A 14,797-nucleotide genomic window follows, 5' to 3' on the forward strand; every position below is an offset into this window, starting at 1 on the left:
GCGCCGCCCGCGTGCCGCCACGGCCTGTCCGGGGAGTCCGCTCCGGGCAGGCCGTAAGCTGCCGGGCATGACCTCCGTACCCCCGGCCGACGAGCGCGGGCTGCTGCTGGTGCACGCCCACCCCGACGACGAGTCGATCAACAACGGCTCCACCATGGCGCGGTACGCCGCCGAGGGCGTCCGGGTCACGCTGGTGACCTGCACCCTGGGCGAGGGCGGTGAGGTGATCCCGCCGGAGCTCGCCCACCTGGCGCAGGACCGGGACAACACCCTCGGCGCCCACCGGATCGGCGAACTGGCCTCCGCGATGCGCGAGTTGGGGGTCACCGACCATCGCTTCCTGGGCGGCGCGGGCCGCTACCGGGACTCCGGGATGATGGGCGTGCGGGACAACCACGACCCGTCCTGCTTCTGGCAGGCCGACGTGGACGAGGCGGCCGGCCACCTGGTCGCGGTGATCCGCGAGGTCCGCCCGCAGGTGCTGGTGACGTACGACGAGCAGGGCGGCTACGGCCACCCCGACCACATCCAGGCGCACCGGGTGGCGCTGCGCGGCTACCGGCTGGCCGCCGACCCGGCCTTCCGCCCGGAGCTCGGCGAGCCCTGGCAGGTCGCCAAGGTCTACTACAACCGGATGCCCCGCTCGGTGATCGAGGCCGGGCTGCGCCGGACGGCCGCCGAGGCCCCGTTCAAGGGCGCCGCGCCGGTCGACCAGATCCCCGGCGTGGTGGACGACCGGGTGGTCACCACGGCGCTCGACAACGCCGCGCACGCCGGTGCGAAGGCCGCCGCGATGCGGGCGCACGCGACCCAGATCGTGGTGGACGGGCAGCACTTCGCGCTCAGCAACGACCTGGGCCAGCCGCTGCTGGCCACGGAGTACTACGAGCTGGTCCACGGCGCGCTCGGCCCTGGCGGCCCTGGCGGCCCGGAGAGCGACCTGTTCGCCGGAGTGGCGACCGGGGTGGCCCGGTGAAGTTCCTGCACCCCTTCCTCGGCAGCCGCGAGGACCGCCTGGCCGAGCCGCTCCCGCCGCGCGGCGTCCGGATCGGCCTCTACGCGGTGCTGTTCCTGCTGGGCGCGGCGCTCTCCGCCTGCGGAGCTTTCGTGCAGGCCCTGTGGCCGCCGGTGGGCGTGCTGCTGGCCCTGCTGGCCTGCCTCGGCCTGTTCTACGGCGGCCTGCGGGTGACCGGCACCAAGCTCGGCGCGGGCGTGCCGCTGGCCGGCTGGTTCGTGGTGCTGGCGGTGCTGCTGGCGCCCCGTCCGGAGGGCGACGTGGTGCTTGCCGCGACCGCGAGCGCGTACGCCTACCTGTTCGGCGGCTCGATGCTCGGCGTGGTGTGCGCGACCCTGCCGACCCGCTCCGGGTTCCTGTTCGGCGTACCGGCGCCGGAGCCCCGACGGACTGTCAAGGACGGCGACCGCTAGCCCCATACCGGGGGGATTCGGACCATTGGGATCCTCCGGTCGTCCGACGGGGCGGATTCGCAGTCGGTATGGTGGTGCCTCGGCGGGCCACCCCCACCGTCCGGCCCTCGTGGGCAGGACGGTACCTTCGGCACCACTCGCGTGACGGGGCGTTGCCGCAGCCGACATGTGAACAGCTGATGTCCCCGGGGCCGTTCGGCCCGCACGCCGCCGTACGGCGGCCCGACCCGCCCCATACGCAGCGGACGGCCCAGCCGGCCCGGCCGCGAACCCGGAGCAGAGCAGCATTGAGCAGCCGCGAATCTGACAACGCCCACCCGCAGCCCCGCCGCGGCGCACCCGACGCGTATCCGTCGGGCACCCCGCCGTACGGCACCGGCCTGCCCGGTGGGCTTCCGGACCCGGCCGCCGCCGCACGGACCGCTCCCGGCCCGCGCGCCGACGAGGCCGAGGTGCCGAAGACGGAGACCACGCTGACCACCCGGGTGCGGATCAACATCCCCGGGTCCCGGCCGATCCCGCCGGTCGTGGTGCAGAGCAAGGTCAAGGACGAGAAGGCCGCCGAGCCGGCCGGTCCGCGCCACCGCGGTGGGGCCGGCGACCCGGTGCTCGGCGTGATGGACGCCGGCCAGGGCCGCGCCGCGGCCACCCCGCCGAACCTGCCGCCGGAGTGGCAGGAGCCGGCCGCGCCGAAGGCCTCCGAGTCGGAGTCCACCGGCGAGTGGTTCAAGCCCCGGCAGAAGAGCCGTCAGGAGCCCGGCGCGGCACCCGCGCCGGCCGAGCGGACCGCCCCCGCGGCCCCGATGGCGGGCGGCCCGGCGGGCGGCCCGGCCGAGCGCCCGCAGGCTGCCGCGCCGCGCCCGTCCGGGGCGCCCGCCTCGCCGTTCGCCCCGGCCGACCCGTTCGTCGCCGAGCAGCTGTCGCAGCAGACCCAGCAGATGCCGCTGCCCGGGCAGCAGCAGGCAATGGCGGGTCAGGACCCGTTCGCGGCGGCCGAGCAGCAGCCGCAGCAGCCGCAGCAGGCCGGACAGCAGCAGCCGATGGCCGCTCAGGACCCGTTCGCCGCGCAGCCGCAGGGCGCCGCGCCGCACCAGCACCCGCAGGGCGCACCGTTCAACGGCGCCCAGGACCCGTTCACGCCCCAGGCCCCGGGCGCGGCCCGTCCGCAGCGCGGCGGCGCGCCGGCCGGCCAGGGCGCCCCGTTCCCGGGCGGCCAGGGCCCGTTCGCGGCCCAGCCGGCCGCCGGCGCCCCGGGCGCGGAGCCGGAGGACACCCAGATCGGCGGCTTCGACCCGATCACCGGCGAGGAGCCGCCCGCGGGCGGTGCGATAGCCGCTGACCCGCCGACCACCCAGCTGTTCCTGAACGCCGCGCAGCCGCCGCAGCGTCAGACCCCGGGCCAGGATGCTGCCGACCGCCCCCGCCCGGCGGCCGGCAACGGCAACGGCGGCGGCCGTTTCGCCGACCTGCCCGAGGCCCAGCCGTTCCCCGGCGGCCCGCGGGCGGCGACGCCCAAGCGCGCGGTCCCGAACGACCCGCCGCCGCCGGTGGAGGAGGACGACGACGAGCCCGCGCCGAAGGCCGCCAAGCGCGGCGGCGGCCGCCTCAAGAAGCTGATGGTGACGGGCGTCGGCGGCGTGATCTTCCTGGGCGCGGCGGCGTACGGCGCGGGCCTGATGATGAACCAGTCCGACATCCCGAAGGGCACCACGGTGCTCGGCACGGACATCGGCGGCGACTCCCGCGACCAGGCGGTGACGGCGCTGGACGGTTCGGTCGGCAAGGCCGGGCTGCAGCCGCTGCGGCTGAAGATCGGCGAGCAGTCGGTGACTCTGGACCCGGCCAGCGCCGGTCTGAGCTTCGACACCACGGCGACCGTGGACGGCCTGACCAAGCACAGCTACAACCCGGTCGAGGTGCTCTCCTCGCTGACCGGCGGCGGCAAGGCCGTCGAGCCGCAGGTGCGGGTGGACAAGGCGAAGCTGAAGGCGGCGCTGGACGACCTGGCCGCGAAGTCCGGGCAGGGCCTGCAGGAGGGCTACGTCCGCTTCACCGAGACCAGCACCGAGGTGGTGCCGGGCAAGGCCGGGCAGGGGCTGGACTCCTCCTCGGCCGCCGACAAGGTCGAGCAGGCCTACCGGGACCGCGCGGCCGGCAAGCCGGACGCCGAGGTGACGCTGCCGCTGACGGACGCCCAGCCGAAGGTCGGCGAGGACGCCCTGAAGGCGGCCGCGAGCACCCTCGGCAAGCAGGTGCTGAACGGCAACGTCATCATCAGCGCGGGCCCCGGCGCCAAGCCGGTGCAGTTCACCTTCGGCGGCAAGACCGCGGCGAAGGCCCTGGTGCTGGCCCCGGACGCGTCCGGCACGGTCACCCTGAAGTGGGACCTGGACGTTCTGGCCACGTCCGTCGGCACCACCTTCGACAAGGTGAAGACCACCAAGAACGGCCAGCCGACGGCGATCACCGCGCAGGACGTGGCGGACGCGATCGGCCAGAGTATCGCCAAGACGGGCAAGGACCGGGCGTACAAGTTCCCGGCCTGACCGGCCCGACCGGCCTGCCCCGGCTCATCGGGCCCACCGGCCCGATCGCCTGATTTATCGTCAGCACCCGTACCCGGCCGGGGCTCCGCACGCGGAGCCCCGGCCTTCGGTCTGCTGGCGAGTCCTCGCCAATGGCGTCACAGAACGGGACAAACCGGTCCGCGGCACCGGGTGCCGCGACGCGTTATCAAGACTTGATCGGCCGCTGGTCGACAAGCTGATGTACCGGTACGCAAGATGTGCCGCGTGCCGAGACCCACCGTTCCACGTAGCCGCCACCTCCTCGCCCTGACCGCGTCGGTGGCAGCGCTGTCCTTCGCGCTGTGCTCCTGCGCCGGCTCCGGCGGTTCGGGCGGTGGTTCGGACGGGAGCCCGGCGGCGGCGACCGGCGGCGAGGCACCCCGGATGACCCAGCAGGCGCTGAACGCGAAGCCGCGCACGGCACTGCGCCAGGGCGGCACCCTGAACTGGGCGATCGACCAGTACTCCGGCCAGTGGAACCCGCTCCAGGCGGACGGTTCCGAGGCCTCCACCATCGACGTGATCAAGGCGCTGCTGCCGACCTTCTGGCGCTCCGACGCGGGTGGCACGCAGTCCCCGAACCCGGCCTACCTGACCGACGTGAAGAGCGAGCTCCGCCAAGGCAAGCAGACCGTGGTGTGGACGCTCAACCCGAAGGCCCACTGGTCCGACGGCACCCCGATCACCTGGCGCGACCTGCAGGCGGAGTGGCAGGCGCTGAGCGGCCAGGACCCGGCGTACCGGACCGCCTCCACCAACGGCTTCGACCAGGTGGAGAGCGTGGTCCGCGGCCAGGACGACCACCAGGCCGTGATGACCTTCCGGGAGCCGTACGCGGAGTGGCAGGCGATGTTCAACAACGCCGGCAACGCTCCGCTGCTGCCGGCGAAGTACATCGCCACCCCGGAGCTGTTCAACACCTCCTTCAAGGGCCGCTTCCCGGTCACCGCCGGCCCGTTCAAGGTGGAGCGGATGGACCCGGCGGCCCGCACCGTCACGGTGGTCGCCGACCCGGACTGGTGGGGCGACCGGCCGCTGCTGGACCGGATCGTCTTCAAGGCGCTGGACACCGGGAAGATGCCGCAGGCGTTCGCCGCCGGCGAGGTCGACTACTACAACAACGGGCCCAACGTCGAGGGCTACCGGACCATCAACTCCACTGCGGACGGCGAGGCCCGCCGGGCCGGCGGGCCGAACCTGCGGCACCTGGTGCTGAACGGCCGCAGCCCGCTGCTCGGCGACCCGAAGGTCCGTCAGGCGCTGATCATGGCGATCGACCGGGCCGAGATCACCCGGACCGACCTGACCGGCCTGGACTGGCCGTACGTCCCGATGAACAACCACTTCCTGGTGCCGTCCCAGCACGGCTACCAGGACAACTCGAACGGCCTGAGCCGCTTCGACCCCGACGCCGCGAAGGCGTCCCTCGACTCGCTGGGCTGGAAGCTCGGGCCCTCGGGCGTCCGCACCAAGGACGGCAAGGAGCTGGCGCTGCGGTTCGTCGCGCCGGCCGACAACAACCTGGCCGCCAACGAGAGCGCGCTGGTCACCCGGATGCTGGGACAGGTCGGGGTGAAGGTCACGGTGCAGACCGTGCCGGCCGGCGACTTCTTCGACAGCTTCGTGAACAAGCACGACTTCGACCTGACCGCGTTCGCGTTGATGGGCACCCCCTTCCCGGTCTCCAACTCGATCAGCACCTTCCAGCAGGACTCCGGCACCAACTGGTCGCAGGTCGGCAGCAAGGTGCTCGACCGGGCGATGGCGGACGCCGCCAAGGCCGACACCGCCGACGACGAGACGACGGCGCTCAACCGGGCCGACGCCGAGGCGTGGGAGGTGGCGGGACTGGTTCCGCTGTACCAGCGGCCTGCCATTTACGGCGTCCGCAAGAACATCGCCAACCTCGGCGCACCCGGGCTCGGCGACCTCGTCTACGAGAACATCGGCCTACTGAAGTAACGCTTCAGCAACGCCCGCACGGCGAAGTCCCGCCAATGGCGGGAAATTGCCAGACGGCCGGCGGCGTGCCCGCCGCCCGAATTGGGTGCCCCCTACCCATGAATTCGCTCCGGCATGCCCGAAAACGGAGGTGTCCGATAATCGGACACTCAATTGCCGACCTCATTTCCCCTGAAGAGCCTCAAAACGGACACGCGGTCTACGCGCGTCGTGCGGTCGCCTCGCCGAAGTAGCCGTCCTGATAGCGGACCTGACAGTTCATCGTTACGGACACGTGAACGAGCCTTGATCACGTTTGTCCGGTTTTGACCGTCTCGACCGGAGGCTGTCAAGAGTTCAGGAACTACGAAGTGGTTGACATTCCAGCACGAAGTTGGAAATGGGCCGCCGACAACTGAGGAACTCTTGACGTTCGATAAACGACTTGCAAGAGTCCATTCATCCAAGTTCTTACTCCTTGCTTCTGCACGGACCACGGTCGGGAGCTTTAGCACCATGACGACGCCTACTGGGGCCACGACGGGCGGGGACACCCCCGGGTCCACGTCGGACCTCGCGGACAACGCCCCCGCCGACGCGCCCACCGATTCCGGCTTCCGCGGCCTCTCTCCCGGGAAGCTGATGTGGCGCCGCTTCCTCCGCGACCGCACGGGCGTGGTGAGCGCCGGTGTCGTGCTGTTCTTCGTCCTCGTGGCGGTCCTCGCGCCGGTCATCTCGATGATCTACGGCAAGGACCCGCAGACCCACTACGGCCAGAACGACCCGACGCTGCTGACCGACTCCGGTCTTCCGGTGGCCCCCAACGGCGGCATGAGCGGCGACTTCTGGTTCGGCCTGGAGCCGGGCCTCGGCCGCGACATCCTGACGCAGCTGGTCTACGGCATCCGCACCTCGCTGATCATCGCCGTCGCCACCTCGGTGCTGACCACCGTGATCGGTGTCGCGCTCGGCATCGCGGCCGGCTACCTCGGCGGGAAGATCGACTACTTCATCGGCCGGGTCATCGACGTCCTGATGTCGTTCCCGTCGCAGATCTTCCTGATCGCCACCATGCCGGTGGTCACCAGCCTGCTGGTCGCCCCCAACGAGAAGATCCCGGAGTGGCTGCCGTTCGTGGCCGTCACCATCGTGCTGTCGCTGCTCGGCTGGATGGGTCTGGCCCGCATCCTGCGCGGTGTCTCCCTCTCGCTGCGTGAGCGCGAGTTCATCGAGGCCGCCAAGGTCACCGGCGCTTCGCCGATGCGGATCATCTTCAAGGAGATCCTGCCCAACCTGTGGACGCCGATCCTGGTGCAGTCCACCCTCGCGCTGCCGGCCTTCGTCACCGCCGAGGCGGGTCTGTCCTACCTGGGTGTGGGCGTCTCCGAGCCGACCCCGGACTGGGGCCGCATGATCGCCGACGCCGCGAGCTACCTCCGGACCGACGTCACCTTCCTGCTGTTCCCCGGTCTCGCCATGGTGGTGTTCGTTCTGGCCTTCAACCTGCTGGGCGACTCCGTCCGGGACGCCTTCGACCCGAAGACCAGCCGCTAGCAGACCCCAAGACTCCGGGGGGATGGGAAAGCCAGGCCCCGGGCACACCCACGAAGATTTCCACTCACCTAACCCCAGGCAGGATGAAGATGAGCTCTCGCAAGATGCGGCTCGCGGCCGCCGTTCTGGTGGCCGGGGCCCTGACCGTCACCACGGCGTGCTCCAGCGGCCACTCCAACGGAAGCGGCACCCCCGGCGCTTCCAAGGAGCCGGTCAAGACCACCGCGATCACGATCGGCTCCGCCGACGACTCGAAGGGTCCGGCCATCGCCGAGCCCAACGCGAAGAAGGGCGGCACGGTCAACATGATCGACCGCGACGACTTCTCGCACCTGGACCCGGGCCAGATCTACATCAACACCAACGCCGAGGTCTCGCTGCTCTTCACCCGTCAGCTGACGGGCTACAAGACCATGGCCGACGGTTCGCAGAAGCTGGTCGGTGACCTCGCCACCGACACCGGCTCCACCACCGACGGTGGCAAGACCTGGAAGTTCACGCTGAAGGACGGCGTGAAGTGGCAGGACGGCTCCGCGCTGACCTCGGCCGACGTCAAGTACTCGATCGAGCGCACCTACGCGAAGTTCATCAAGTCCGGCCCGACCTACATCCAGAGCTGGATCTCGGGCGACAAGTACCGCGACGCGTACCAGGGCCCGTACGAGGGCCAGCACCTGGACGCGGTGCAGACCCCGGACGCCAAGACCGTGGTCATCACCTTCGCGGACGTCCACCCGGACGCCAACTTCACCCTGGCGATGGCCGGCTACGGCGTCGTGCCGCAGGCCCACGACACCAAGGAGGAGTACGACAAGAAGCCGTACTCCTCGGGCCCGTACCAGATCACCGAGCACGTCACCGACCGCTCGCTGGACCTGGAGCGCAACCCCAACTGGGACGCGTCCACCGACCCGATCCGGAACGCCTACCCGGACAAGTGGCACATGACGTTCGGTGTCCAGGCGCAGCAGTCCACCGAGCGCTTCATGGCGGACAACGGCGACGACAAGACCGCCTTCTCGTTCCACAACACCGTCTTCCCGGCGTACATCGACCAGGTGAAGAACGACGAGAAGCTGAAGCCGCGTACCCTCCAGGGCCTGACCCCGTACGTGGACTACTACTACATCAACAACACCCGGATCAAGGACCAGAAGATCCGCGAGGCCATGGTCCGCGCCTTCCCGCACCAGCAGACCCGTCAGCTGCAGGGTGGCTCCTCCTACGGTGACTACGCGACCTCCTACATGAGCCCGAGCGTCATGGGCTGGGAGTCGTACGACGCCTACGGCATCAACAAGAAGCCGGAGGGCGACCCGGAGGCCGCCAAGAAGATCCTGACCGACGCGAACGCGCTGAACACCACCATCACGTACGCGTTCAACAACACCCCGCTGCAGCAGAAGGTCACCGAGGCCATCCGCGACGCGATGACCAAGGCCGGCTTCAACTTCGTCCCGAAGCCGATCGACCCGAAGACGTACTACGACGTCATCGGTCTGCTCAACAACGAGTACGACCTGTACTGGGGTGGCTGGGGTGCCGACTGGCCGACCGGTTACACCGCGCTGCAGCCGGTCTGGGACGGTCGCGCCATGGCTGACGGCGCCTCCAACTACGGCCACGTGGACGACCCGGAGATCAACGCCGCGATCGACGCCGCCGCCAAGATCGCCGACCCGGTCGCGGCGGGCAAGGCCTTCGCCGCCATCGACAAGAAGCTCCAGGACAAGGCGTACGCGATCCCGGACGTGTACCAGCGCTCGCTGAGCCTGTACGGCTCCGGCCTCGGCGGCGTCAAGTACGACAGCCTGGCCGGCCTGCAGTCCCCGCTCAACATCTACGTCAAGTAGTAGTCATCACCGAGCAGTAGCTCACGGTGGGGCACCGGCACGACCTGCCGGTGCCCCTCCCCGATCAGGAGAGCCCGTCCGATGCTCCGATTCCTCGTCCGCCGATCACTCGGCGCTCTCGTCATTCTGGTGATCGTCTCCATGGTCACCTACGCGCTGTTCTTTGCGATCCCGGCGGACCCGGCGCGGCTCTACTGCGGCAAGACCTGCACGCCCGAGACGCTCGCCATGATCAGGCACGAGATGGGCTTCGACCAGTCGACGCTGGCTCAGTACTGGAACTGGCTGAGCACCATCTTCACCGGCGGCACCTTCAACAACGTGCAGTGCTCCGCCCCGTGCTTCGGCTACTCCTTCGACAAGAAGGAGCTGGTCGGCGGCCTGCTCGCGGACCGCTTCCCGACCACCCTGTCGCTGACCGTCGGCTCCGCCGTCATCTTCCTGATCTTCGGCATCGGCACCGGCATGCTGGCCGCCCACAAGCAGGGCAAGGCCGCCGACAAGATCGCCAGCGCCGCCTCGCTGCTGGCCTCCTCGCTGCAGATCTACGTGGCCGGCCCGCTCGCCCTGTGGGCGCTCTGCTACAGCACCAACCTGCTGGAACTGCCGAAGTACGTCCCGTTCACCGAGGACCCGCTCGGCTGGGCCAGTGGCCTGCTGGTGCCGTGGATCGTGCTCTCGCTGATCTGGACCGCCAACTACACCCGTATGACCCGGTCCTCGATGGTCGAGCAGCTGTCCGAGGACTACGTGCGGACGGCGCGGGCCAAGGGCATGTCCGGCACCTCGGTCTTCATGCGCTACGCCTGGCGCGGCGCGATGGGCACCATCGTCACCGTCTTCGGCATCGACCTGGGTGTGCTGCTCGGTGGCGCCATCATCACCGAGACCACCTTCGGCCTGCACGGCCTGGGCCAGCTGGCGATCCAGTCCTTCTACGACTCCGACCTGTCGCTGCTGGTCGGCGTCACCGTGGTCGCGGCCACCCTGATCGTCTTCTTCAACATCATCGTCGACGCGGTCTACGCCCTGATCGACCCGCGCATCCGCCTGGCCTGACCGGCCGCACCCCAGGCCGACCCAGCAGTCCCGACCTCACGTACCGCACCGAGGAGCCCAGTCCATGACCACCCAGGCCAAGCCCGAGGGGGCCTCGCCCGCCGGCAGCGGCGGCGACAAGCCGTTCCTCTCAGTCCGCGACCTCTCGGTCCGTTTCAGCACCGAGGACGGCGTGGTCCGGGCCGTGGACAACCTCTCCTTCGACGTGGAGCCGGGCAGCACCCTCGGCATCGTCGGTGAGTCCGGCTCCGGCAAGTCGGTGACCAACCTGGCCGTCCTGGGCCTGCACAACCCGGACCGGACCCAGATCACCGGCTCCATCAAGCTGGACGGGCAGGAACTGGTCGGTGCGCCCAACCGCGAGCTGGAGAAGCTCCGCGGCAAGACCATGTCGATGATCTTCCAGGACCCGCTGACCGCGCTGTCGCCGTACCACACCATCGGCAAGCAGATCGGCGAGACCTTCCAGAAGCACACCGGCGCCTCCAAGAAGGAGGCCCGGGACCGGGCCATCGAGATGCTGACCAAGGTCGGCATCCCGCAGCCCACCACCCGGGTCGACGACTACCCGCACCAGTTCTCCGGCGGTATGCGCCAGCGCGCCATGATCGCCATGTCGCTGGTCTGCGACCCCAAGCTGGTCATCGCCGACGAGCCGACCACCGCGCTGGACGTCACCGTCCAGGCCCAGATCCTCGACCTGCTGAAGGACCTCCAGCAGGAGATGGGCACCGCGATCATCCTGATCACCCACGACCTGGGCGTCGTGGCGCGCACCGCGCAGAAGATCATGGTGATGTACGCGGGCCGGGCCGTCGAACGCGGCACCGTCCGCGAGGTGCTGAAGGCCCCTCAGCACCCGTACACCTGGGGCCTGCTGTCCTCGATGCCGAGCCTGAGCGGCGACGTGGACGTGCCGCTGCGGCCGGTCCGTGGCACCCCGCCGAGCCTGATCAACCTGCCGACCGGCTGCCCGTTCAACCCGCGCTGCGACTTCCGCGAGCAGGTCATCGGCGGCGGCTGCACCTCGGAGCGTCCGCCGCTCTCGCCGGCCACCGGGCACGCTGCCGCCTGCCACCTGAGCGTGGCCCAGCGGCAGGACATCTTCATCGACCAGATCAAGCCGCGGCTCGGCTGAGAGGGACACCATGAGCAACGAACTGACCCTCCCCAAGCCGTCCGGCGCGGCCGCCGGTTCCGGTGACCCGCTGCTGACCATCAAGGGCGTGCAGAAGCACTTCCCGGTGATGGACGGCTTCCTGTTCAAGCGCCAGGTCGGCGCCGTGCACGCGGTGGACGGCGTGGACCTGGAGGTCTTCCCCTCCGAGTCGGTCGGTCTGGTCGGCGAGTCCGGCTGCGGCAAGTCGACCCTCGGCCGTCTGGTGACGCGTCTGCTGGAGCCGACCGGCGGCGAGATCCGCTACAACGGCCAGGACATCACGCACGCCGGCCGCAAGGAGCTCGCGCCGATCCGGTCCGAGATCCAGATGATCTTCCAGGACCCGTACTCCTCGCTGAACCCGCGGCACACCGTCGGCTCGATCATCGGCGCGCCGATGGAGATCAACGGGATCAACCCGAAGGGCGGCATCCAGCGCCGGGTCCAGGAGCTGCTGGAGACCGTCGGTCTCAACCCGGAGCACTACAACCGCTTCCCGCACGAGTTCTCCGGCGGCCAGCGCCAGCGCATCGGCGTCGCCCGCGCGCTGTCGCTGAGCCCGAAGCTGATCGTCGCGGACGAGCCGGTCTCGGCCCTGGACGTCTCCATCCAGGCGCAGGTCGTCAACCTGCTCCAGGATCTGCAGCGCGAGCTGGGCATCGCCTTCCTGTTCATCGCCCACGACCTGTCGGTCGTCCGGCACTTCTCGCAGCGCGTCGCGGTGATGTACCTCGGCAAGATCGTCGAGATCGCCGACCGCAGGTCGCTGTACGAGTCGCCCCGTCACCCGTACACCCACGCGCTGCTGTCCGCGGTGCCGGAGGCCGACCCGGACGACGACCGCGAGCGGATCCGGCTGGTCGGTGACGTCCCGTCGCCGCTCAACCCGCCGTCGGGCTGCCGCTTCCGCACCCGTTGCTGGAAGGCGCAGGAGAAGTGCGCGACGGAGGAGCCGCCGCTGATCCAGCTGTCCGGCAACTCCGCGGGCCACCTGACCGCCTGCCACTTCCCGGAGGACGGCAACGCCGCCGTCGTTCCGGACCAGCGCGCCGAGGTCTGATCGCTGTGAAGAGGGCCCCCACCGACCGGTGGGGGCCCTCTTCGCGTTCCGTCAGATGTTCTCCCGTTCGGCGGCGAAGTGGCAGGCCGAGTCGTGCCGGGCCCGTCCCTCCAGCCACTCCCGGGCGGTCAGCGCCGGGTCCTCCCGCTCGCACTTCTCCTGCGCCTTCCAGCATCGGGTGCGGAAGCGGCACCCGGACGGCGGCTTGGCCGGCGAGGGCACGTCGCCGACCAGCACGATCCGGTCCCGCGACTCCCGCGCGGTCGGGTCGGGCACCGGGACGGCGGACAGCAGCGCCTGCGTGTACGGGTGGGTGGCGTGGTCGTAGATCTCCAGGTCGCTGCCGATCTCGACCATCCGTCCCAGGTACATCACGCCGACCCGGTCGGAGATGTGCCGGACGATCGACAGGTCGTGCGCGATGAACATGTAGGAGAGCTCGAACTCCGCCTGGAGCTGCTCCAGCAGGTTGATCACCTGCGCCTGCACGGACACGTCCAGCGCGGAGACCGGCTCGTCGCAGATGATGATCTCCGGCTTCAACGCCAGGCCGCGCGCGATGCCGATCCGCTGCCGCTGGCCGCCGGAGAACTGGTGCGGGTACCGGTTGATGTACTCCGGGTTCAGGCCCACCACGTCGAGCAGGTCCTGAACGGCCTTGCGCCGGTCGCCCTTCGGGGCCACCTCGGGGTGGATCTCGAACGGCTCCCCGATGATGTCGCCGACCGTCATCCGCGGGTTCAGCGAGGTGTACGGGTCCTGGAACACCATCTGGATGTTGCGCCGCACGGCCTTCAGCGCGGAGCCCGACAGCCGCGAGATCTCCTCGCCCTTGTACTTCACCGACCCGGCCGAGGCGGGCTCCAGGTTCATCAGGACCTTGGCCAGCGTCGACTTGCCGCAGCCGGACTCGCCGACGATGCCGAGGGTCTCACCCTGCATCAGGTCGAAGGAGACGCCGTCGACGGCCTTGACCGCGCCGACCTGCTTCTTGAACAGGACGCCCCTGGTCAGCGGGAAGTGCTTGCGCAGGTCGCGCACCTCGAGGATGGGTTCGCCGCGCCGCACCTCCTGGGCGAACGCGACCTCCTCGGGGGTGGTCGCCCCGAGCGGCGTGGCGCCGTTAACCGTCATGGAGGGTCTCCTTCCAGAAGAAGCACGCACTGCCCCGCCCGGCCACCGGCGTCCCGTCGTCCTCGGTCACCTGCGCCAGCGGCGGCACCTCGTGCCGGCAGATCTCCTGCGCCCGCGGGCAGCGCGGGTTGAACGCGCAGCCGGGCGGGATGCGCAGCAGGTTGGGCGGCAGACCCTTGATCGCGTAGAGCTCCTGGCCCTTCTGGTCGAGGCGCGGAATGGAGTCCAGCAGGCCGCGGGTGTAGGGGTGGGCGGGCCGCGCGTAGAGGTCGTGCACGGGCGCGGTCTCGACGATCCGGCCGGCGTACATGACGGCAATCTTGTCCGCGACGTCGGCGACCACGCCGAGGTCGTGGGTGATCAGGATCAGACCCATGTGGTACTCGGCCTGGAGCTCCGCCAGCAGGTCCATCACCTGTGCCTGGACCGTCACGTCCAAAGCAGTCGTGGGCTCGTCCGCGATGATCAGGTCCGGCTCCAGGGCCAGCGCCATCGCGATCATGATGCGCTGCCGCATGCCGCCGGAGAACTGGTGCGGATAGTCGCCCACCCGCTCCCGGGCGGCGGGGATGCGGACCCGGTCCATCAGCTCGATCGCCTTGGCCTTGGCCTCCTTGCGGTTGCTGCCGCGGTGCGCCCGGTACATCTCGCCGAGCTGGAAGCCGACCGGCAGCACCGGGTTCAGCGAGGACAGCGCGTCCTGGAAGATCATCGCGATCTTCTGGCCGCGGATCTTCCGCCGCTCCTCCTTGGACATCTTCAGCATGTCCCGGCCGCGATAGAGGATCTCCCCCTCGGGGATGGCGGCGGGCGGCATGTCGAGGATGCCCATGATGGCCTGCGCGGTGACGGACTTGCCGGAGCCGGACTCGCCGAGGACGGCGAGCGTCTCACCGGCCGCGACCGAGTAGTTGACGCCGTTGACGGCCCGGACCACGCCGTCCCTGGTCCGGAACTCCACGTGCAGGTTCCGGACGTCCAGCAGCGGCCCGGTCCAGGGCTCCTCGCGGGCCGGTCGGGTCTGGTCGGCGACGGTGCTCAT

At 70.1% G+C, this 14,797-nt stretch carries 11 protein-coding genes; 9 read left to right on the forward strand and 2 right to left on the reverse strand.

The genetic code is table 11. The features are described from left to right. Window positions 1-67 precede the first annotated feature (67 nt). The 9 genes from mshB (at window position 68) to AMK19_RS12235 (ending at window position 12,621) form a co-directional block, all read left to right on the forward strand. Window positions 68-976, forward strand: coding sequence for an N-acetyl-1-D-myo-inositol-2-amino-2-deoxy-alpha-D-glucopyranoside deacetylase (gene mshB, locus AMK19_RS12195; RefSeq protein WP_073810998.1), 909 nt, complete (start codon window positions 68-70; stop codon window positions 974-976). Beyond that, the gene (locus tag AMK19_RS12200; RefSeq protein WP_198953310.1) at window positions 973-1,428 is read left to right on the forward strand and encodes a DUF6113 family protein; all 456 of its coding nucleotides are present in this window, start codon (window positions 973-975) and stop codon (window positions 1,426-1,428) included. Before mshB ends, AMK19_RS12200 begins: the two co-directional genes overlap by 4 nt. Window positions 1,429-1,715: 287 nt before the next feature. Next, window positions 1,716-3,974, forward strand: coding sequence for a peptidoglycan binding domain-containing protein (locus AMK19_RS12205; RefSeq protein WP_073811000.1), 2,259 nt, complete (start codon window positions 1,716-1,718; stop codon window positions 3,972-3,974). 246 nt (window positions 3,975-4,220) lie between these two features. After that, on the forward strand, window positions 4,221-5,957 hold the full coding sequence (locus AMK19_RS12210) for an ABC transporter family substrate-binding protein (protein WP_158071897.1): 1,737 nt from the start codon (window positions 4,221-4,223) through the stop codon (window positions 5,955-5,957). A gap of 495 nt (window positions 5,958-6,452) precedes the next feature. Then, entirely contained in the window at window positions 6,453-7,490 is a 1,038-nt protein-coding gene (locus AMK19_RS12215) for an ABC transporter permease (protein ID WP_073811003.1), read from the forward strand. 89 nt (window positions 7,491-7,579) lie between these two features. Next, on the forward strand, window positions 7,580-9,343 hold the full coding sequence (locus tag AMK19_RS12220; RefSeq protein WP_158071898.1) for an ABC transporter substrate-binding protein: 1,764 nt from the start codon (window positions 7,580-7,582) through the stop codon (window positions 9,341-9,343). Window positions 9,344-9,424: 81 nt separating this feature from the next. After that, window positions 9,425-10,402, forward strand: coding sequence for an ABC transporter permease (locus AMK19_RS12225; RefSeq protein WP_073811005.1), 978 nt, complete (start codon window positions 9,425-9,427; stop codon window positions 10,400-10,402). 64 nt (window positions 10,403-10,466) lie between these two features. Further along, window positions 10,467-11,540, forward strand: coding sequence for an ABC transporter ATP-binding protein (locus tag AMK19_RS12230; RefSeq protein ID WP_073811007.1), 1,074 nt, complete (start codon window positions 10,467-10,469; stop codon window positions 11,538-11,540). Window positions 11,541-11,550: 10 nt separating this feature from the next. Beyond that, complete coding sequence (locus AMK19_RS12235) at window positions 11,551-12,621, forward strand: ABC transporter ATP-binding protein (protein ID WP_073811009.1); 1,071 nt, start codon at window positions 11,551-11,553, stop codon at window positions 12,619-12,621. A 51-nt stretch (window positions 12,622-12,672) separates the two neighbouring features. Here AMK19_RS12235 and AMK19_RS12240 read toward each other — a convergent pair whose 3' ends face one another. Both AMK19_RS12240 and AMK19_RS12245 read right to left on the reverse strand, forming a co-directional pair. After that, a complete protein-coding gene (locus AMK19_RS12240; RefSeq protein ID WP_073811010.1) occupies window positions 12,673-13,755 on the reverse strand; it encodes an ABC transporter ATP-binding protein in 1,083 nt (360 codons plus the stop codon). Next, window positions 13,745-14,797 carry an ABC transporter ATP-binding protein gene (locus tag AMK19_RS12245; protein ID WP_073811012.1) on the reverse strand — a complete coding sequence of 351 codons (1,053 nt, stop codon included), beginning with the start codon at window positions 14,795-14,797 and terminating at the stop codon, window positions 13,745-13,747. Before AMK19_RS12245 ends, AMK19_RS12240 begins: the two co-directional genes overlap by 11 nt.

This window comes from Kitasatospora sp. CB01950 (genome assembly GCF_001905465.1).
GTDB lineage: Bacteria > Actinomycetota > Actinomycetes > Streptomycetales > Streptomycetaceae > Kitasatospora.